The sequence below is a fragment of the Streptomyces sp. NPDC055632 genome (assembly GCF_053618675.1).
Window position 1 is genome coordinate 51,657 of record NZ_JBSHHY010000022.1, and the last position, 20,371, is coordinate 72,027.

Annotated in this window: 15 protein-coding genes; 6 read left to right on the forward strand and 9 right to left on the reverse strand. The window is 73.2% G+C overall.

The features are described 5' to 3' along the window. Positions 1–56 precede the first annotated feature (56 nt). Positions 57–839: a putative protein N(5)-glutamine methyltransferase gene (locus tag ACWGSR_RS25390; protein WP_376234431.1), complete on the reverse strand. Its 783-nt coding sequence runs from the start codon at positions 837–839 to the stop codon at positions 57–59. Then, a complete protein-coding gene (locus ACWGSR_RS25395; protein ID WP_376234434.1) occupies positions 832–1,314 on the reverse strand; it encodes a glutathione peroxidase in 483 nt (160 codons plus the stop codon). The genes ACWGSR_RS25390 and ACWGSR_RS25395 overlap by 8 nt, the downstream gene beginning before the upstream one ends. A 42-nt stretch (positions 1,315–1,356) precedes the next feature. Between ACWGSR_RS25395 and ACWGSR_RS25400 the strand changes: the two genes are divergently transcribed. Together ACWGSR_RS25400 and ACWGSR_RS25405 are read left to right on the forward strand one after the other, a co-directional pair. Beyond that, positions 1,357–1,593: a DUF6011 domain-containing protein gene (locus tag ACWGSR_RS25400; protein ID WP_376234437.1), complete on the forward strand. Its 237-nt coding sequence runs from the start codon at positions 1,357–1,359 to the stop codon at positions 1,591–1,593. 101 nt (positions 1,594–1,694) lie between these two features. Next, positions 1,695–2,765: an RNA ligase (ATP) gene (locus tag ACWGSR_RS25405; RefSeq protein ID WP_453569216.1), complete on the forward strand. Its 1,071-nt coding sequence runs from the start codon at positions 1,695–1,697 to the stop codon at positions 2,763–2,765. 3 nt (positions 2,766–2,768) lie between these two features. Here ACWGSR_RS25405 and ACWGSR_RS25410 read toward each other — a convergent pair whose 3' ends face one another. Next, the gene (locus ACWGSR_RS25410) at positions 2,769–3,635 is read right to left on the reverse strand and encodes an acyl-CoA thioesterase (protein ID WP_453569218.1); all 867 of its coding nucleotides are present in this window, start codon (positions 3,633–3,635) and stop codon (positions 2,769–2,771) included. A 13-nt stretch (positions 3,636–3,648) separates the two neighbouring features. Beyond that, entirely contained in the window at positions 3,649–6,162 is a 2,514-nt protein-coding gene (locus ACWGSR_RS25415) for a DEAD/DEAH box helicase (protein ID WP_453569220.1), read from the reverse strand. A 131-nt stretch (positions 6,163–6,293) separates the two neighbouring features. Between ACWGSR_RS25415 and ACWGSR_RS25420 the strand changes: the two genes are divergently transcribed. Then, positions 6,294–7,085, forward strand: a complete 792-nt coding sequence (locus tag ACWGSR_RS25420; RefSeq protein ID WP_376234447.1) for a metal-dependent hydrolase — start codon at positions 6,294–6,296, stop codon at positions 7,083–7,085. 68 nt (positions 7,086–7,153) lie between these two features. Here ACWGSR_RS25420 and ACWGSR_RS25425 read toward each other — a convergent pair whose 3' ends face one another. Next, positions 7,154–8,935, reverse strand: a complete 1,782-nt coding sequence (locus tag ACWGSR_RS25425) for an ABC transporter ATP-binding protein (protein WP_453569222.1) — start codon at positions 8,933–8,935, stop codon at positions 7,154–7,156. Continuing rightward, entirely contained in the window at positions 8,932–10,758 is a 1,827-nt protein-coding gene (locus ACWGSR_RS25430) for an ABC transporter transmembrane domain-containing protein (RefSeq protein ID WP_453569224.1), read from the reverse strand. Before ACWGSR_RS25430 ends, ACWGSR_RS25425 begins: the two co-directional genes overlap by 4 nt. A 249-nt stretch (positions 10,759–11,007) precedes the next feature. Here ACWGSR_RS25430 and ACWGSR_RS25435 point away from each other — a divergent pair, with 249 nt between their 5' ends. Both ACWGSR_RS25435 and ACWGSR_RS25440 read left to right on the forward strand, forming a co-directional pair. Continuing rightward, entirely contained in the window at positions 11,008–12,612 is a 1,605-nt protein-coding gene (locus tag ACWGSR_RS25435) for a restriction endonuclease fold toxin-2 domain-containing protein (RefSeq protein WP_453569226.1), read from the forward strand. A 14-nt stretch (positions 12,613–12,626) separates the two neighbouring features. Continuing rightward, entirely contained in the window at positions 12,627–13,079 is a 453-nt protein-coding gene (locus ACWGSR_RS25440) for a hypothetical protein (protein WP_453569228.1), read from the forward strand. A gap of 278 nt (positions 13,080–13,357) precedes the next feature. Here ACWGSR_RS25440 and ACWGSR_RS25445 read toward each other — a convergent pair whose 3' ends face one another. From ACWGSR_RS25445 to ACWGSR_RS25455, 3 genes are all read right to left on the reverse strand, one after another. Beyond that, positions 13,358–14,761 carry a Gfo/Idh/MocA family protein gene (locus tag ACWGSR_RS25445; RefSeq protein WP_453569230.1) on the reverse strand — a complete coding sequence of 468 codons (1,404 nt, stop codon included), beginning with the start codon at positions 14,759–14,761 and terminating at the stop codon, positions 13,358–13,360. A gap of 136 nt (positions 14,762–14,897) precedes the next feature. Beyond that, complete coding sequence (locus ACWGSR_RS25450; RefSeq protein WP_453569232.1) at positions 14,898–17,822, reverse strand: FAD-binding and (Fe-S)-binding domain-containing protein; 2,925 nt, start codon at positions 17,820–17,822, stop codon at positions 14,898–14,900. A gap of 39 nt (positions 17,823–17,861) precedes the next feature. Continuing rightward, a complete protein-coding gene (locus ACWGSR_RS25455) occupies positions 17,862–18,413 on the reverse strand; it encodes a MarR family winged helix-turn-helix transcriptional regulator (RefSeq protein WP_453569234.1) in 552 nt (183 codons plus the stop codon). An 89-nt stretch (positions 18,414–18,502) separates the two neighbouring features. Between ACWGSR_RS25455 and ACWGSR_RS25460 the strand changes: the two genes are divergently transcribed. Next, entirely contained in the window at positions 18,503–20,359 is a 1,857-nt protein-coding gene (locus ACWGSR_RS25460) for an ABC transporter ATP-binding protein (protein WP_453569236.1), read from the forward strand. Positions 20,360–20,371: the final 12 nt, after the last annotated feature.

Genomic DNA, 20,371 nt, shown 5'->3' on the forward strand with positions numbered 1-20,371 from the left:
CCCGCCGATCCGGTAAAAGCCGCCGATCCGCCACGGGCCTTCCGGGAAGGCCCCCGTCACCCCGCCCGCGTGGCGACGAGCACCGTCGCGTACAGCTCCTCGCACGTGACGATCCGCGCCTCCAGGCCGTGCGCGGAGACCGCCTCCACCGCCCGCGCTGCCTGCCGCTCGCTCGTCTCCGCCAGCAGGTGTCCGCCCGGCGCCAGCCACTCCGGCGCCCCGGCGACGACCCGCCGCAGCACGTCGAGGCCGTCCGGGCCGCCGTCGAGCGTGACGAGCGGCTCGTGGTCGCGGGCCTCGGGCGGCAGCAGGCCGATGTCCCCGGTGGGCACGTACGGCACGTTGGCGACCAGGACCTCGACCCGGCCCCGCAGCTCCGGCGGCAGCGGCGCGAAGAGGTCCCCCTCGTACACCCGGCCGCCGCGCGGTTCGACGTTCCACCGGGCGCAGTCCACCGCCGCCGGTTCGACGTCCGAGGCGTGCACCTCCGCGCCCTCGACCCGGTCGAGCAGCACCGCGGCCGCCGCGCCCGAGCCGCAGCACAGGTCGACGCAGAGCGCGCCGGGCGCGGCGAGGGCCACGGCCCGCTCGACCAGGAACCCGGTCCGCCGCCGGGGCACGAACACCCCGGGGCCGACGGCGATCCGCAGCCCGGCGAACTCCGCCCACCCCACGACGTGCTCGAGGGGCAGCCCGGAGGCCCGCCGCTCGACCATCAGGTCGAGCTCGGCGGGCCCGGGCGCCGCCGCGAGCAGCATCGCGGCCTCCTCCTCGGCGAAGACGCAGCCGGCGGCCCGCAGCCGCTCGACCACCCCCGCGTCGAGCAGTACGTCAGACAAGCTGCGCCTCGATGGCCGCCACGACCTCGGGGGCGTCCGGCTCGGTGCGCGGACGGAAGCGCGTGACCTGCCCGTCCCGGCCGATCAGGAACTTCTCGAAGTTCCACTGCACGTCACCGGCCTCGCCCCCGGCGTCCGCGACCTTCACCAGCTCCACGTAGAGCGGGTGGCGGTCCGCGCCGTTGACGTCCGTCTTCTCCAGGAGCGGGAAGGACACCCCGTACGTCGTCGAGCAGAACGTCTGGATGTCCTCCGCGCTGCCCGGCTCCTGGCCCGCGAACTGGTTGCAGGGCACGCCGAGCACGGTGAAGCCGCGCTCCCCGTACTCCTTCTGCAGCCGCTCCAGGCCCGCGTACTGCGGGGTCAGACCGCACTTGGAGGCGACGTTCACGACCAGGACCGCGCGGTCCCGGTAGTCGGCCAGGGAGACCGGCTCGCCGGTCAGGGTCTTCAGCGGGATGTCGTACAGGCTCATGGCCGCTCCTCGTGCGCACGGGGGATGGGGTTTGATCTGACCATGGGCGACGAACCAATGGCAATCGCGATCGACTCCACCACGGAGGGGGCGCCGCGCCGGATCCGGTGCCGGCTCTGCGGCCGCCCCCTGAAGGGCGCGGACTCGCGCCGCACCGGCCTCGGCCCGACCTGTGACGCCAAGCTCCATCCGCCGGGCCCGGACATCCGCACCCGCCGCCACGAGGTGGAGCAGGACGTCCTGCCGGGCCTGGACCCGCCGGGAGACGGGGGCGCGTGACGCTACCAGCCGCGAAAACCGGTGGGCCACCGGTTTCCCGGCCCGGCAGGGTGGCCGGGATGAGAGCGACACCCGAGCCACCGGAACCGGAGTCCTGAACCATGTCGACCCTGCGCGTCACCGCCGAAGTCCTGACCGTCCACCCCCATCCCAACGCCGACGCCCTGGAACTGGCCCAGGTCGGCCTCTACCGGGCCGTCGTCGCCAAGGGCGCCTACGAGACCGGCGACGCCGCCGTCTACATCCCCGAGCAGGCGGTGCTGCCCGCCGCGCTCATCGAGGAGCTGGGACTGACCGGGCGCCTCGCCGGGGGGAACGCGGACCGGGTCAAGGCGGTGCGGCTGCGCGGGGAGCTGTCCCAGGGGCTCGTCTGCCGTCCCGGCGCCCTCGCGGACACCGACCTCGTACGGGCCGCGGCCGAGGGCACCGACTTCGCGGAGCGGCTCGGCATCGTCAAGTGGGCGCCGCCGATACCGACGCACATGAGCGGGGACGTGGAGAGCGCCCCCGACCTGCTGCCCTGGGTCGACGTCGAGAACATCCAGCGGTATCCGGACGTCTTCGAGCCCGGCGAGCCCGTCGTCCTGACGGAGAAGCTGCACGGCACGGCCTGCCTGCTGACGTACGGGGCCGAGGACGGGCGCGTCCGGGTCTCCTCCAAGGGCTTCGGGGCCAAGGGCCTCGCGCTCAAGGAGGACCCGCGCAACCTGTACTGGCGCGCCGTCCACGGCCACGGCCTGGCCGCCGTCGCCGAGCGCCTGGCGAAGCGCCTCGGCGCCCGCCGCGTCGGCCTCTTCGGCGAGGTGTACGGCTCCGGGGTCCAGGACCTGGCGTACGGCGCCGACGCCCGGAGCGAGACCGTCGGGTACGCGCTGTTCGACGTGTCCGCCGAGATCGACGGACAGGTCCGCTGGCTGGACCCGGCCGAGGTCCTGGAGCCCGGCGAGGTCCCGCTCGTCCCGCGCCTGTACTCCGGCCCGTACGACCTGGACACCGTCCTCGCGCACGCGACCGGCCGGGAGACGGTCTCCGGCCGGGAGGCGCACCTGCGGGAGGGCGTCGTCGTCCGGCCCGCGACCGAGCGGTACAGCCCGGTCCTGGGCGGCCGGGCCATCGCCAAGGCGGTCAGCCCGGCCTACCTCACCCGCAAGGGCGGCACCGAGTTCGAGTGACGCTCAGCCGAGCGCGCGGAACAGGCCCTCCTGGACCACCGACACCAGGAGCCTGCCCTCGCGGTCGTAGATCCGGCCCCGCGCGAGTCCCCGGCCGCCCGTGGCGATCGGGGACTCCTGGTCGTACAGGAACCACTCGTCCGCCCGGAACGGCCGGTGGAACCACATCGCGTGGTCGAGCGACGCCATGTCGAAGCCGCGCGGGCCCCACAGGGGTTCGATCGGGATGCGGACGGCGTCGAGCAGGGTCATGTCCGAGGCGTACGTCAGGGCGCAGGTGTGGACCAGCGGGTCGTCGCCCAGCGGCCCCACGGCCCGCATCCACACCGCGCTGCGCGGATCCGCGTCCTCGACCTCCTCCTTCGTCCACCGCAGCCGGTCCACGTACCGGATGTCGAAGGGCTGCCGGCGGGCCATCCGCTCCAGGGCCTCCGGCAGCTCCCCGAGGTGGTCGCGGATCTCGTCCACCAGCCTCGGCAGGCTCTCCGGGTCCGTCATGTGCCGGGGCGGCAGCTGGTGCTCGAACCCGGCCTCCTCCGGCCGGTGGAAGGAGGCCGTCAGATTGAAGATCGTCCGCCCCTCCTGCACCGCCGTGACCCGGCGGGTCGTGAACGAGCGCCCGTCGCGCACCCGCTCCACCTGGTACACGATCGGCACCCCGGGACGGCCCGGCCGCAGGAAGTAGGCGTGCAGCGAGTGCACCGGCCGGTCGTCCTCCACGGTCCGCCCGGCCGCCACCAGGGCCTGCCCGGCGACCTGCCCGCCGAAGACCCGCTGGAGCGACTCCTGCGGGCTGCGGCCCCGGAAGATGTCGACCTCGATCCGCTCCAGGTCGAGCAGGTCCACCAGTCTCTCGGCGGGATTGGTCACCACGGAACTCCTCCTACAACTGTCCGACGGACGTCACGCGGACGACCGCGCGCCCCTCCTCGTCGGAGGCCGCGAGATCCACCTCCGCGCTGATGCCCCAGTCATGGTCGCCGTTCGGGTCGGCGAAGGTCTGCCGGACGCGCCACAGGCCGTGCGCCGCGTCCTCCTCGATGGCGAGCAGCTTCGGACCGCGCGCGTCCGGGCCCGTGCCGAGGTCGTCGTACTCGTCCCAGTACGCGTCCATCGCCTCGCCCCACGCGTCCGCGTCCCAGCCGGACTCCGCGTCCAGCTCGCCGAGCGCGTCCACGTTGTCCAGGGCGGCCAGCTCCACCCGGCGGAACAGGGCGTTGCGCACCAGGACCCGGAAGGCGCGGGCGTTCGCCGTGACCGGCTTGACCTGGTCGGCCTTCTCCTGCGCCTCCTCGGCCGTCTGGACCTCCGGGTTCGCCAGCTGCTCCCACTCGTCGAGCAGCGAGGAGTCCACCTGGCGCACCATCTCGCCCAGCCAGGCGATCAGGTCCTCCAGGTCCTCGGTCTTCAGGTCGTCCGGGATGGTGTGGTCCAGCGCCTTGTACGCGCTCGCCAGGTACCGCAGGACGATGCCCTCGGTCCGCGCCAGCTCGTACCAGGAGGTGAACTCGGTGAAGGACATGGCCCGTTCGTACATGTCACGGATGACCGACTTCGGCGACACCGGGTGGTCGCCCACCCACGGGTGCGACGTCCGGTAGACGTTGTACGCGTGCCAGAGCAGCTCCTCCAGCGGCTTCGGGTACGAGATCTCCTGGAGCCGCTCCATCCGCTCCTCGTACTCGACGCCGTCCGCCTTCATCCTCCCCACCGCCTCGCCGCGCGCCTTGTTCTGCATGGCGGCGAGGATCTGGCGCGGGTCGTCGAGCGTCGACTCCACGACGGACACCATGTCCAGGGCGTACGAGGGGGATTCGGGGTCGAGCAGGTCGAACGCGGCGAGCGCGAACGTCGACAGCGGCTGGTTCAGCGCGAAGTCCTGCTGGAGGTCGACGGTCAGACGGACCGTCCGCCCCTCGGCGTCCGGCTCGTCGAGCTGTTCCACCACGCCGCCGTCGAGCAGCGAGCGGTAGATCGCGATGGCCCGGCGGATGTGCCGCAGCTGCGCCTTGCGCGGCTCGTGGTTGTCCTCCAGGAGCCTCCGCATCGCCTCGAAGGCGTTGCCCGGCCGGGCGATCACCGAGAGCAGCATGATGTTGGTGACCTTGAAGCGGGAGGTCAGCGGCTCCGGCTCGGCGTCGATGAGCCGCTCGAAGGTGGTGTCGCTCCAGGCGACGAAGCCCTCGGGGGCCTTCTTGCGGACCACCTTGCGGCGCTTCTTCGGGTCGTCGCCCGCCTTGGCGAGCGCCTTCTCGTTCTCGATGACGTGCTCGGGGGCCTGGGCGACCACGTAGCCGGCGGTGTCGAAGCCGGCCCGGCCGGCCCGGCCCGCGATCTGGTGGAACTCACGGGCGCGCAGGGTGCGCACCCGGTTGCCGTCGTACTTGGTGAGCGCGGTGAAGAGCACCGTGCGGATCGGCACGTTCACGCCCACGCCGAGCGTGTCCGTCCCGCAGATCACCTTCAGCAGACCGGCCTGCGCCAGCTTCTCCACCAGGCGCCGGTACTTCGGCAGCATGCCGGCGTGGTGCACGCCGATGCCGTGGCGCACGAACCGCGAGAGGTTCTGGCCGAACTTGGTGGTGAAGCGGAAGTTGCCGATCAGCTCGGCGATCTTGTCCTTCTCCTCGCGCGTGCACATGTTGATGCTCATCAGCGACTGCGCGCGCTCGACGGCCTGCGCCTGCGTGAAGTGCACGATGTAGACGGGCGCCTGCCTGGTCTCCAGGAGCTCCGTCAGGGTCTCCGTGATCGGCGTGAGCACGTACTCGTACGAGAGCGGCACCGGCCGGGTCGCGGAGCGGACCACCGAGGTCGGCCGGCCCGTGCGCCGGGTCAGGTCCTTCTCGAACATCGACACGTCGCCGAGCGTCGCCGACATCAGGACGAACTGCGCCTGGGGGAGTTCGAGCAGCGGGATCTGCCAGGCCCAGCCGCGGTCCTGCTCGGCGTAGAAGTGGAACTCGTCCATGACGACCTGGCCGATGTCGGCGTACTTGCCGTCCCGCAGCGCGATCGAGGCGAGGACCTCCGCCGTGCAGCAGATCACCGGCGCGTCCGCGTTCACGGAGGCGTCGCCGGTCAGCATGCCGACGTTCTCGGTGCCGAAGAGCTTGCACAGGTCGAAGAACTTCTCCGACACCAGCGCCTTGATCGGCGCGGTGTAGAAGGTCACCTGGTCGTTCGCGAGCGCGGTGAAGTGCGCACCCGCCGCGACCAGCGACTTTCCCGATCCGGTGGGGGTGGACAGAATGACGTTCGCCCCGGAGACGACCTCGATCAGCGCCTCTTCCTGGGCCGGGTAGAGCGTGATGCCCCGCTCCTCGGCCCAGGAGGAGAAGGCCTCGAAGAGGGCGTCGGGGTCGGCGGTCGGCGGCAGCTGGTCGATAAGGGTCACGCCCCCATCTTGCCTGGATTCCGGCCGGAGGAGGGAACCGGCCACCGACGGTGTTGATCACGAGCGGTAGGCTCGTCCGTCGACCGGCCGTCAACCGAGCGCCGGCAGGGGAGAAACGGGGCGGGCCAACCATGATGGGACCGGCGCACTCGCTGTCCGGAGCGGCGGCCTGGCTGGGGGTCGGGGCCCTCGCGGCGGCCTACGACCGCCCGATGCCCTGGCCGGTGCTCGTCGTCGGCGCGCTCATCTGCGCGGGCGCCGCCCTCGCCCCCGACCTCGACCACAAGTCCGCGACCATATCGCGCTCCTTCGGTCCCCTCTCCAAGATCCTCTGCGGGATCATCGACAAGCTGTCGTACGCCGTCTACAAGGCCACCCGCTCCAAGGCCGACCCCCGGCGGACCGGAGGACACCGGACCCTCACCCACACCTGGCTCTGGGCGGCCCTGATGGGCGTCGGGGCCTCCGCGGCGGCGGTCAGCGGCGGCCGGTGGGCGGTCCTCGCCCTCCTCTTCGTCCACCTCGTCCTGGCCGTGGAAGGCCTCCTGTGGAAGGCCGCCCGGGCCTCCAGCGACGTCCTGGTCTGGCTGCTCGGCGCGGCCGGCGCCTGGATCATGGCGGACATCCTCGAAGACCCCGGCAACGGCGCGAACTGGTTCTTCACCGGTCCCGGCCAGGAGTACCTGTGGCTCGGGCTGCCGATCGTCCTCGGCGCCCTCGTCCACGACATCGGCGACGCCCTGACGGTCTCGGGCTGCCCGGTCCTCTGGCCCATACCCGTCGGCCGCAAGTTCTGGTACCCGGTCGGCCCGCCCAGGTTCATGCGGTTCCGGGCCGGAAGCTGGGTCGAGCTGAAGGTCCTCACACCCGCCTTCATGCTCCTGGGCGGGCTCGGCGCGGTCTTCGCGCTCGGCCTGGTGTAGCTCCGCCCGCAGGCGAGGGGGCCCGCACCGGATCTCCGGCGCGGGCCCTCTCGCGTACGCACGGCCCGTCACCCGTGCCAGGACCGCCACAGCGCCGCGTACGCCCCGTCCGCCGCGACCAGCTCCTCGTGGCTGCCCAGCTCGCTGATCCGGCCGGACTCGACCACCGCGATCAGGTCGGCGTCGTGCGCGGTGTGCAGCCGGTGCGCGATCGCCACGACCGTGCGCCCGTCGAGGACCCGGCCGAGCGACCGCTCCAGATGGCGGGCGGCCCGGGGGTCGAGCAGGGAGGTCGCCTCGTCCAGGACCAGGGTGTGCGGGTCCGCCAGGACGAGCCGGGCCAGGGCGATCTGCTGGGCCTGCGCCGGGGTCAGCGCCCGGCCGCCCGAGCCGACCTCGGTGTCCAGGCCCCCGTCGAGGCCCCGGGCCCAGCCCTCCGCGTCCACGGCCGCGAGCGCCGCCCACAGCTCGGTGTCGTCGGCCCCGGCCCTGGCGAGCAGCAGGTTGTCCCGGAGGGAGCCCACGAAGACGTGGTGCTCCTGGTTGACCAGGGCCACGTGCTCGCGGACCCGCTCGGCGGGCATCCGCGCCAGTTCGGCCGTGCCGAGGGTGACCGACCCGGTCCGCGGGGCGTAGACGCCCGCGAGCAGCCGCCCGAGGGTGGACTTGCCCGCGCCGGACGGGCCGACCAGGGCGATCCGGGTGCCCGGCGCCACCTTCAGGGTCACCTCGTGCAGCACGTCGACGCCCTCCCGGTAGCCGAACCGCACCTCGTCCGCCCGCACCGTCCGGCCCTCGGGCCGCACCTTCGCGTCGCCCGCCTCCGGCTCGATGTCCCGGACGCCGACGAGCCGGGCCAGGGAGACCTGCGCGACCTGGAGCTCGTCGTACCAGCGCAGGACGATCCCGATCGGTTCCACCAGCATCTGCGAGAGCAGCGCGCCCGTGGTCAGCTGTCCCACGTCCATCCAGCCCCGCAGCACGAACGTCCCGCCGAGCAGCAGCACGACGCCCAGCACCAGCACGTGGGTGAGGTCGACGGCGGGGAAGAGTACCGAGCGCAGGAAGAGGGTGTACCTCTCCCATCCGACCCACTCCCTGATCCGCCGGTCCGACAGGGCGACCCGGCGCGCGCCGAGGCGGTGCGCCTCGACCGTGCGGCCCGCGTCGACGGTCTCCGCGAGCGCGGCGGCCACCGCCGCGTACCCCGCGGCCTCCGAGCGGTACGCCGAGGGAGCCCGCCGGAAGTACCACCGGCAGCCCACGACGAGGAGCGGCGCCGCGAGGAGCGGGGCGAGCGCGAGCGGCGGGGCCGTCACCACCAGGCCGCCGAGCAGCAGCCCCGCCCACACCACGCCGATGGCGAGCTGGGGCACGGCCTCGCGCATCGCGTTGGCGAGCCGGTCGACGTCCGTGGTGATCCGCGAGAGCAGGTCCCCGGTCCCGGCCCGTTCGAGCACGCCCGGCGGCAGGCCCACCGACCGGACCAGGAAGTCCTCGCGCAGGTCCGCGAGCATCTCCTCGCCCAGCATCGCCCCGCGCAGCCGGACGAGCCGCACGAACACGGCCTGGACGAGGAGCGCGCCCGCGAACAGCGCGACCGTGCGCTCCAGGTGCAGGTCGCGGGCCCCGGCCGCCAGGCCGTCCACCACCGAGCCCAACAGGTACGGGCCGACCATCGAGGTGATGACGGCGACCGCGTTCACCCCGACGAGCAGGGCGAACGCCCGGCGGTGACGGCGGAGCAGCGCGCGCACGTAGGTGCGGACGGTCGCCGTCGCGGCGACGGGCAGCGTCGTCGCCGTCGTCGGGGCCCCCGGGTCGTACTCCGGCGGAGCCAGGCCGATCATGCCGATTCCCCTTCCAGTGCTTCGAGTGCGACCGCCCCCGGCTCGCGCACGGCGCCCACCGTGAACTCCTCGTCCGCCTCACGGGTGACGACCGCGCGGTAGCGGGGCTCCCGGGCGAGCAGTTCGCGGTGGGTGCCGACGGCGACCGCCTGGCCCTCGTGGACCAGGACCACCCGGTCGGCGCGGTCCAGGAGCAGCGGCGAGGAGGCGAGGACGACGGTGGTCGCGCCCGCGCGCAGTCCGGCGATCCCGGCGGCCACCCGTGCCTCGGTGTGCGCGTCGACCGCCGAGGTCGGCTCGTCCAGGACGAGGACCTCCGGGTCGGCCACCAGGGACCGGGCGAGCGCGAGGCGCTGGCGCTGGCCGCCGGAGAGCGACCGGCCGCGCTCGGTGATCCGGGTGCGCATCGGGTCGCCGTCGGCGTCCACGGAGGCCTGGGCCAGCGCGTCGAGGACGTCCTCGCAACGGGCGGCGGTCAGCGCGTCCTCGGCCCGCACCGCGCCCGAGGCGGGCACGTCGAGCAGTTCGCGCAGGGTGCCGGAGAGCAGCACCGGGTCCTTGTCCTGCACGAGGACGGCGGTACGGGCGGTCTCCAGCGGCAGTTCGTCGAGCGGGACCCCGCCGAGCAGCACCGAGGCGTGGGCCCGCCCCTCGGCGGACGGTTCGGCCGGGTGGCCGCCGAGCCGGTCCGCGAGCCGCCCGGCCGCGTCCGGGTCGCCGCAGACGACGGCGGTGAACAGCCCGGCCGGGGCGCGCACCCCGGTCAGCGGGTCGTACAGGTCGCCGGTCGCCCGGCGCTCCCCGTCCCCGGCCGCCGTGGCGGTCGTCGTACGGGCGAGCGCCAGCACCCGCGCGGCCCGCTTCGCGGACGGCCGGGAGAAGGAGTACGCCATCGCGATCTCCTCGAAGTTGCGCAGTGGATGGTGGGCGAGGGCCACGGCGCCGTAGACGGTGACCAGTTCGCCGACCGCGATCCGCCCGTCGAGCGCGAGCCGGGCGCCGTGCACCACCACCGCGATGAGCAGCAGACCGGGCAGCACGACCTGGATCGCGGAGATCAGGGCCCACATGCGCGCGCTGTGCACGGCCGCCCGTCGGACCTCCTGCGAGGCGGCGCGGTAGCGGCCCAGGAACAGCTCCTCGCCGCCGATGCCGCGCAGCACGCGCAGCCCGGCGACGGTGTCGGAGGCCAGCTCCGTGGCCCGGCCCGCCTTCTCGCGCTGGACGTCCGCCCGGCGGGTCGCGCGGGGGAGCAGCGGCAGCACGGCGAGGGCGAGGACGGGGACGCCGACGGCCACCACGACGCCCAGGGCGGGCTGGTAGACGAGGAGGCCCGCGCAGATGGCCACGAGCACGACGGCGCTCGCCGCGAACCGCGACAGGGCCTCGACGAACCAGCCGATCTTCTCGACGTCGCCGGTGGAGACGGCGACGACCTCGCCGGCGGCGACCCGCCGGGTCAGGACGGAGCCCAGTTCGGCGGTCTTGCGGGCGAGGAGCTGCTGCACCCGGGTGGCGGCGGTGATCCAGTTGGTGACGGCGGTGCGGTGCAGCATCACGTCGCCCGCCGCGATCGCGACCCCGAAGGCGAGGAGCAGCACCCCGGCGAGCGCGAGCCGCCCGCCGTCGCGGTCCACGACCGCCTGGACGGCGAGTCCGATGCCGAACGGCAGGCCGGCGATGCCCAGGTAGTGCAACAGCCCCCAGAGCAGGGACTTCACCTGCCCGCCGAGCTGTCGGCGACCGAGCCAGACGAGGAACCGCGTGCCCGAACGCACATCGGGGACGCCTGGGTCGGCATAGGGAAGATCTCGAATCTGCATGGCGTCCCAGGGTCTCCGGGTAGGGCGGGGGAGACGCGCGTCGGGGGTGCGACGGCGCCGGAAACCGTGCAAGGTTCGCTTTTTTCCCCGGGAACCGGCAATCGATTTTCCACCTGGAGGGAACGGATCCGGCCATGGTCACGCCCGGAAGGCGCCGGGACCGGACGGGACGCCGCACCCGGACTCGCGTCGGAGCTGTCGGCGAACCTCCTGGCAGCGGCAGCGGGACGCCGCGTGATCCTGCACGCGATGCACAGCGTCTCGGACCGGCTCGCCACGATGCGAGGAGCGCGTGACACGGCTATCGCCCTGGGACACGAACTGGCGCGGCAACACAGGATGGCAGGAGACGACGAAGCCGGGCGAGCCTTTGCCAAGGTGTACGTCTCGGCGGCCTCCGCGACGCTCGACAAGATGGGGTTCAGCTCCTACGTCCTTGGCGAGACGAGCAAGGGGCTGATGCGTAACGCCCGCGAGTTCATGGCCGAGGAAAGCCGTCTGGTCTCTGCCTTCCTGGGCCGGCAGGCCGACCTCACCGCAGGGATGGGAGACCCCGGCGCCGACTGCACCGAGAACTACCTCGGGCTGGGCCAGGAGCTCCCTGAGGTGGTGGGGGAGACCGCCTGGTACGAGCAGTACGCTCCCAGCGGCGGCAGTGACCGCTTCCGTGGCTCGCCGGAGAAGATCCGGGACGTCGCCGGCTCCTGGCGTCACGCCGGGGTGCTCATGCAGCGCTTCCTGGAGGACGCGCAGGCGTACGCCCTCACCGCGAGCAAGGCGCACTCCGGCGAGGCCGCCGATGCCTTCCAGACGTACGTCAAGCACAGTGTCGGCCTCACCTGCCCTCCGGCGAAGGCGGAGGAAGGCGAGCCGCTGGTGACGAATCTCGTCGCCGCCTGCACACAGATGGCCAAGGCATGTGACCGGTACGCCGAGCACGTGGAGGCCTCCAAGGGGAGGATCGCCGAGCGCAAGCTGGACCTCTTCGCGGTCGACATGCCCTGGGACCAGCCGATGTTCGGCGGCAACGGATACGACGGCGGACTGCTCGATGCCGTGCTCGGGGACTCCTGGATCCGGGACCTCGGCTCCGTGGGCCATGCGCTGGACTCGTCCGCCGCACGCGTCAAGCTCCCCGCGGCCGATCCGCCGGCGGCGCCCGCCGTCCCGGGACTCCCGTTCCTGCCGCCGCTCGTTCCCGTGCCGGTGCCCGTACCCGTCCCGGTCGTCCTCGCGTCGTACACCGGGCAGGTGCCGACCCTGGCTCCGATGATCAACCCTGTCTACCCGGGAATCTCCTTCGTCGACCCGATTCCACCGGTCCCCGGGACGACCCGTCTGCTCACCGCGGCAGAGCAGCAGCAGTTCCGCGCGTGGGTGAACACCCTCCGGCCCGGCGGCCTGGCCGGCGGTGGTGGCCCGGCGGCCCCGGACAACGCCTACCAGCTTCGCGTGGCCGGCTACCCCGAGCGGGAAGTGCCGTTGCTCGGGAGCAAGCGCGGGCTCATGGTGGACGGCATACGCCCCCTCGACGGCCACCTCGTCGAGGCGAAGCACGTGCGGGACCCGGACTGCACGAAGAAGAGCTTCCGCACCCTCGACCGAGTCGAGGAGACATTGGCGAAGCCTGTGAAGATCAACAATCAGGGAAAGATCGCGTGGGACCCCGTCGTCGACTCCATGTACGCGGGTGACGAGAAGGAACTCGTCCGCTACAAGCAGGCCATGGCCAACCCTGCCAACAGCGAGATCAAGGGCCTGGAGATCGTGACGAACGGCAGGGACAACGCCGTCTACTGGCAGTCCATGATGGCGATGACGGGCACGCCCGGCTCGACGCGGTACGTCCCCTGAGAACAAGGAAGACCATGGCCACGGAACGAAACATCCGGACGAACTTCGCCTTCTATCCCCCCGAGGGGGACGGCGGAGCCTGGCACGCCACGCTGGACTCCCTGGAGCGGGCGCTGCGCGAGGCGTTCCCCGACCCCGCCATCGGGCACCGGCGGTCCGGCGTCCACGAGATGACCGTGCTGGACTTCGAGATCGAGCTGGCGCCGGACGTGTGGCTGGACGGCACCGCGGCCATCACCGAGCCCGACTACGCCTACATCACCCTCACCGATGTGACGGCGGACGAAGCCGGCGCCTTCGCCGTCTGGCTGCGCGACTCCTTCGTCCCGACACCGAACCTCGTGCGCTTCGCCAGCAGCCTCGCCATGGCGAACGGTGAGGACACCCCCTCGCCGCTGCCGGCCGGAGGGGGCCGCGAAGACATCGGTGCCCTGCTGCACCGGCACCTGGACGCATTCGACCACTGAGCTTTTCCGACCTCAGGTCGAGGCGTGGTGAAGGACGAGAACGGCCTTCACCTCGTCGGTGATCCGATCGGCCTAGGGCAGGGCTGCTGCGGATGGGGTCGCGGGCGGCTCGGCGTAGAGCGTGGTCGTGGCAGTGTGCAGCGCGGATGTGAGAGCGGGAGGCGCGTTCGAACGCGGTCGCGACTGCCTGGAGTTCGTGGCGGGTGTGGGCGGCGGGGGTCTCAGAAGGTACCTGCTCCACCCGGCCCCCGCCTGCCGGAGCCGGGCACGGAAACCCCTCAGCCCGGTCTCACCGAGTCCACGCCCGACCGGGCCCGCTGCCACTCCCCGCGGGTGAAGTCCGGGATCTCCTGCGGTGCCCCGCCCGCCCTGATCGAGGCGTGGCTCAGTGGCAGCGGGGCCGTCCAGACGGCGGCGTCGTACACGTCGAAGTCCGGTACGAGTCCCTTCTGCAGGCACTGCACCAGGCGGTACACCATGAGGTAGTCCATGCCGCCGTGCGCGCCCGGCGGGTTGGCGTGCTCCTTCCAGAGCCAGTGGTCGAACGCGGCGGCGTAGGCCGAGAAGTCGCCCCACTGGTCGTCCCGGTGGTCCGGCTCCAGATAGATCCGGGGCGGGTAGTCCTCGAAGACGCCCCGGGTGCCGCCCAGGCTGTTGACCCTGCTGTACGGGTGCGGGGTGGAGACGTCGTGTTCGAGGCGGATCACCCGCCCCCTGGCCGTCCGGACGAGGCTGATCGTCCGGTCGCTCCCGACGTACGTCTCCTTCCAGCTCGGGTCGCCGGACGGCACGTGCTCCCTCCGGTACTCGGCGAGGCCGAGCGCCGGGGTGCCGAGGCTGCTGATGCTCACCGCCCGGTCGCCCCGGTTGACGTCCATGTAGTTCGCGACCGGGCCGAAGCCGTGGTTGGGGTAGAGGTCGCCGCGCAGCCGGGTGTGCCACAGCCGGCGCCAGGGCCCCTCGTAGTACGTCGGCGAGAACAGCAGGGCGCGCAGGTCGTGGTTGTACGCCCCCGCCCCGTGCAGGAGTTCGCCGAACTTCCCCGCGTGCGCCATCCGCAGCACCCGCATCTCGTTCCGGCCGTAGCAGCAGTTCTCCAGCTGCATGCAGTGCCGGCGGGTCCGCTCCGAGAGGTCGACCAGCTCCCACAGTTCGTCCAGCTCCATGGCGACGGGGCACTCCACGCCGACGTGCTTGCCGTTCAGCATCGCGGCCCGGGCGATCGCGAAGTGGCTCTCCCAGGGGGTGGCGACGTACACGAGGTCGAGGTCGGTGCGGGCGCAGAGGTTCTCGTAGTCCTCCTCGCCGTTGGCGTACAGGGCGGGGGCGGGCCGGCCGGCGGCGACGACCTGCGCGGCGGCCCGCTCGGCCTTCGCGCGCACCGGGTCGCAGACGGCGACGATCCGCACCCAGGAGTGGGCGAGGAAGTGGCCGATCATGGCGGCGCCCCGGTTGCCGAAGCCCACGATCCCCACCCGGACCGTGGAGCGGGCCTCGAAGGGAACACCGGCCATGGTGGCGTCCCGGCGTGCCGGGGCGGCCGCGGGGGCGAGGCCGGGGCCGGGGGCCGCGTGGGCCGCCCCGGTGCCGACGGCGGCGAGACCGAGACCCGCTCCGGCCGCTCCGGCGGTGGTCCTGAGGACCTCGCGGCGGCTCGGGGCGGGCGGCGACTGCTCGTTCACGGAACCTCCCGGAGCCGGAGTCGGACAGTCGGACTGTACGTTCCGGCTCCGGCGCGGTGCCGTACCGTCCGCCGCGCCTCACCCGAACGTACGAAGGTCTCCGGCGTCCGGGTTTTCCGGGGGTGCTGACGGGTGGTCAGGGGCGCGTGGCGCGCTCCAGGGCGAGCAGCACCGACTCGTAGGTCCGGCCCGTCGCCCGGTCCATCCCGATCTCGCACGTCCGGTTGGCCGACAGGTGCGCGTCGAAGGGCCGGGCCGTGACCTCGGCCGCCTCGCGGGCCGTCGCCGACGCCGTCAGCTCCGGGTGCAGCATGCCCCGGTCGCCCGCGAAGGCGCAGCAGCCCGCGTCGGCGGGGACGACGACCTCCTCCGCGCAGGCCCCGGCCAGCTCGGTCAGCCGGTCCTCGTCGCCCAGGTGCCGCATCGAGCACGTGGGGTGGACCACGGCCGAGCCGACCCGGCGGCGCACGTCGAGCCGGGGGAGCAGCTCGTCCGCCGCCCACACGAGGGAGTCCACCACGGTCAGTCCGGCGTGCAGCTCCCGGTTGTCCTCCGTCAGGTACGGCACCACCTCGTGCGCGACGCCGAGCGTGCACGAGGAGGCGTCCACCACGAGCGGCAGCCTCCCGCCCGCCGTCCATCCCCAGGCCGCCTCGACGATCCGGTTCGCCATCACCTCGTTGCCCCGCTCGTACCCCTTGGAGTGCCAGATCGTCGCGCAGCAGGTGCCGGCCACGTCGTCCGGGATCCACACCGGCCGTCCGGCCCGCGCCGACACGGCGACGACCGCCTCGGGGAGCGAGGGCCCGGGGTCGCCGTCCGGGTTGCCGAAGATCCGGTTCACACAGGCCGGGTAGTAGACGGCGACCGCCGCCGGGCGGTGGGTGCGGGGCAGCCGGCGCGGCGCCGCGCCGGGGATCTCCGGCAGCCACTCCGGTACGAGGTCGGGGCGGACCGCCCTGCGGGCGAGACCGGTCACCGACTCCACGACCCGGTCGCCGATCCGGTCGGCGGCGGCGACCGCGAGCCGCGCCGAGGCCTCCACGGCCCGGAAGTTCCGCGCGGTCAGGGCGGCGATCCGCTCCTCGCGCGGCGAGTGCCGCGCGTGCCGGAACTCCTTCATCAGGGCGCCCGTGTCGATGCCGACCGGGCAGGCGAGCGCGCACGTGGAGTCACCGGCGCAGGTGTCGACGGCGTCGTACCCGTACTCCTCCAGGAGCCGGGCCTCGACCGGCGAGCCGTCGTCCTGCCGCAGCATCTCCCGGCGCAGCACGATCCGCTGGCGCGGGGTGGTCGTCACGTCGTGGCTGGGGCAGGTCGGTTCGCAGAAGCCGCACTCGATGCAGGGGTCGGCGATCCGCTCCACGGCCGGGATCGTCTTCAGGCCGCGCAGGTGGGCCTGCGGGTCGCGGTCCAGGACGACCCTCGGGGCCAGCACCCCGGCCGGGTCGAAGGCCTCCTTGATCCGCCACATCAGCTCGGTCGCCCGCGTCCCCCACTCCAGCTCCAGGAAGGGCGCGATGTTGCGGCCGGTGGCGTGCTCGGCCTTCAGGGAGCCGTCGAAGCGCTCCACGGTCAGTTTGCAGAACTCGTCCATGAAGGCCGCGTACCGCTCGACGTCGGACGGGTCGGCCGCGTCGAAGGCGAGCAGGAAGTGGAGGTTTCCGTGGGCCGCGTGACCGGCCACGGCCGCGTCGAAGCCGTGCCGCTCCTGGAGGTCGAGCAGCGCGCCGCAGGCCTCCGCGAGCCGGGCCGGCGGCACCGCGAAGTCCTCGGTGATCAGGGTCGTGCCGGAGGGGCGCGAGCCGCCGACCGCCGTCACGAACGCCTTGCGGGCCTTCCAGTAGCCGCCGATCCGCTTCGGGTCGCGGGTGAAGGCGTTCTCCACGGACGCCACCGGGGCGATGAGGTCGAGCCCGGCGAGCACCTCGTCCGCCGCCCGCTCACAGGCGTCGAGGGCCGCCGCGTCCGGGGCCCGGAACTCGACCAGGAGGGCCGTCGTCCCCTTCGGCAGCTCCGCCCAGTCGGGGGGCACGCCCGCCACGCTGACCGAGGCCCGCAGCGTGTTGCCGTCCATCAGCTCGACGGCGATCGCCCCGGCGTCGTTGAACAGCGGCACGGCCTCGGCGGCGGCCGGGAGCGAGGGGAAGAAGAGCAGGGCCGTGGAGACCTCGCGGTCCAGCGGCAGGGTGTCGAAGACGACCTCGGAGAGGAAGCCGAGGGTGCCCTGGGAGCCCACCATGAGGCCCCGCAGGATCTCGACGGGCGTGTCCCCGTCGAGGAAGGCGTCGAGCCGGTAGCCGTTGGTGTTCTTGAGGGTGTACTTGGCCCGGATGCGGGCGGTCAGCTCGGCGTCCGCCTCGATCTCGGCCTTCAGCGCGAGCAGCTCCGCGCAGAGCGCCGGCTCGGCCCGCGCCAGCTCCTCGTCGGCGTCCGGGGCGGCGGTGTCGACCACGGTGCCGCTCGGCAGGACGGCGGTGAGCGAGGCGACCGTCCGGTAGGAGTTGCGGGTCGTCCCGGCCGTCATGCCCGAGGCGTTGTTGGCGACGACCCCGCCGATCGTGCAGGCGATCGCGCTGGCGGGGTCGGGGCCGAGGACCCGCCCGTGCGGGGCGAGCGCCGCGTTGGCCCGCACGACGGTGGTGCCGGGCCGGATCCGGGCGCGGGCGCCGCCGTCCAGGACCTCGACGCCGGCCCAGTGGCGGCGCACGTCCACCAGGACGTCCTCGCCCTGAGCCTGCCCGTTGAGGCTGGTCCCGGCGGCCCGGAAGACGACCTCGCGGCCCTTGCCGTGCGCGTACGACAGGACGGCGGAGACGTCGTCGAGGTCCTCGGCGACCACGACGACCTGCGGGACGAAGCGGTAGGGGCTCGCGTCCGAGGCGTAACGGACCAGGTCGGAGATCCTCCCGAGCACCTTGCCGGGGCCGAGGATCCCGGTCAGCTCCTCGCGCAGCCGGCGCGAGGTGCCCTTGGCGTGCAGCGACGGGACCCGGTCCGGGGCCGGGGTCCGCTCCCGGCCGGGACGGAGGGCCTGCGGGTCCGGTTCCAGCAGCGGCATGTCACGGCTCCCCTTCGGCGCGATCCCGTCCCCGGGGGGTCAGCAGCCGCCCTCCGGGCCGGGGTCGACCAGGGCGGTCAGCAGGCCTCCGAGCACCTCGCGCTGTTCGGCGGTCAATGGAGCAAGGATGTCCTCTGCGGCGGCCCGGCGCGCGCTGCGCAGCTCCCGCAGCGTGGCGCGGCCCGCGTCGGTGAGCTCGATCCGGATCACGCGGCGGTTGACCGGGTCGGGTGCCCTGCGTACCCGGCCGGCCGCCTCCAGGCCGTCGACGAGGCTGGTCACCGCCCTGGGGACGACCTCCAGACGGGCCGCGAGGTCGGCCATCCGGGGCGGCTCCCCGAAGGCCGCGACCGTGCGCAGGAGCCGGGACTGCGCGGGGGTGATGCCGACCGGCTCCAGATGGCGCTTCTGGATGCGGTGCAGCCGGCGGGTGAGCCGGAGCAGCTGCTCGGCGAGGAGCCCGTCGGCGTCGGAGGCGCCCGGCCCGCCCGCGCGGCCCGGGACGTCCGCCTCGCCCGCGCGCCTCGGGACGTCCGCCTCGCTCGTGCGGCCGGGGGCGTCCGGATCGCTCGTACGGTCGGTAGTGCTCATGACGGGAACAATATCAGGACGCCGTTCATTGTGAGCATAGGTAACAGTGACCTATGCTCTGATCGACGCCGAATCCTCCGAAGGAGCCCATGCGCCCCCACGACCGGTCCGAATGGACACCCCCGCCCCGCGACCCCGGAGAACCGAAGGAGCCCGCCCAGGTGCGGCGCATCCTGCGGCTCTTCCGCCCCTACCGCGCGCGCCTGGCGCTCGTCGGCCTCCTGGTCGGCGCCGCCTCGCTCGTCTCGGTCGCCTCGCCGTTCCTGCTCAGGGAGATCCTGGACGTCGCGATCCCCCAGGGCCGCACCGGGCTGCTCAGCCTGCTCGCCCTCGGGATGATCGTCACCGCCGTCCTGACCAGCGTCTTCGGCGTCCTCCAGACCCTCATCTCGACCACCGTCGGCCAGCGCGTCATGCACGACCTGCGCACCGCGGTCTACGAGCAGCTCCAGCGGATGCCGCTCGCCTTCTTCACGCGCACGCGTACCGGCGAGGTCCAGTCCCGCATCGCCAACGACATCGGCGGCATGCAGGCGACCGTGACCTCCACGGCCACCTCCCTGGTCTCCAACCTCACCGCCGTCGTCGCGACCGTCGTCGCCATGCTCGCCCTCGACTGGCGGCTCACCCTCGTCTCGCTGCTCCTGCTGCCGGTCTTCGTCTGGATCAGCCGCCGCGTCGGCCGCGAGCGCAAGCGGATCACCACCCAGCGCCAGAAGCAGATGGCCGCGATGGCCGCGACCGTCACCGAGTCCCTCTCGGTCAGCGGCATCCTGCTCGGCCGCACCATGGGCCGCTCCGACTCGCTGACCAGGTCCTTCGCCGAGGAGTCCGAGCGCCTGGTCGACCTGGAGGTCCGCTCCTCCATGGCCGGACGCTGGCGGATGTCCGTCATCGGCATCGTCATGGCCGCCATGCCCGCCCTGATCTACTGGGCCGCCGGCCTGGCCGTCGGATCCGGCGGCACCGCGATCTCCCTCGGCACGCTCGTCGCCTTCGTCTCGCTCCAGCAGGGCCTCTTCCGGCCCGCCGTCAGCCTGCTCTCCACCGGCGTGCAGATGCAGACCTCCCTCGCGCTCTTCCAGCGCATCTTCGAGTACCTCGACCTGCCCGTCGACATCACCGAGCCCGCCGACCCGGTCCGGCTGCCGAGGATCCGCGGCGAGGTCTCCTTCGAGAAGGTCGAGTTCCGGTACGACCCCGGGGCCCCCGGCCGCCCCACCCTGGACGCCGTCGACCTGACCGTCCCCGCCGGCGGCAGCCTGGCCGTCGTCGGCCCCACCGGCTCCGGCAAGTCCACCCTCAGCTACCTGGTGCCCCGGCTGTACGACGTCACCGACGGGCGCGTCACCCTCGACGGCGTCGACGTGCGCGACCTGGACTTCGACACCCTCGCCCGCGCGGTCGGAGTCGTCTCGCAGGAGACCTACCTCTTCCACGCCTCCGTCGCCGACAACCTCCGCTTCGCCAAGCCGGACGCCACCGACGAGGAGATCGAGGCCGCCGCCCGCGCCGCCCAGATCCACGACCACATCGCCTCGCTCCCGGACGGCTACGACACCCTGGTCGGCGAGCGCGGATACCGCTTCTCGGGCGGCGAGAAGCAGCGCCTCGCCATCGCGCGCACCATCCTGCGCGATCCGCCGGTGCTGGTCCTCGACGAGGCGACCAGCGCCCTGGACACGCGCACCGAGCACGCCGTGCAGCGGGCCGTCGACACCCTGTCGGCCGGCCGCACCACGATCACCATCGCCCACCGGCTCTCCACCGTCCGCGACGCCGACCAGATCGTCGTCCTGGAGGAGGGGCGGATCGCGGAGCGCGGGACGCACGAGGAGCTGCTCGCCCGGGACGGGCGGTACGCGGCCCTGGTCCGCCGGGACGGTGCCACGACCCCGGAGGACGGGCGGGCGGGCGCGGAGGCGGTCGTCCCCCGGACCGCGTGAGCGTTCCGGGAG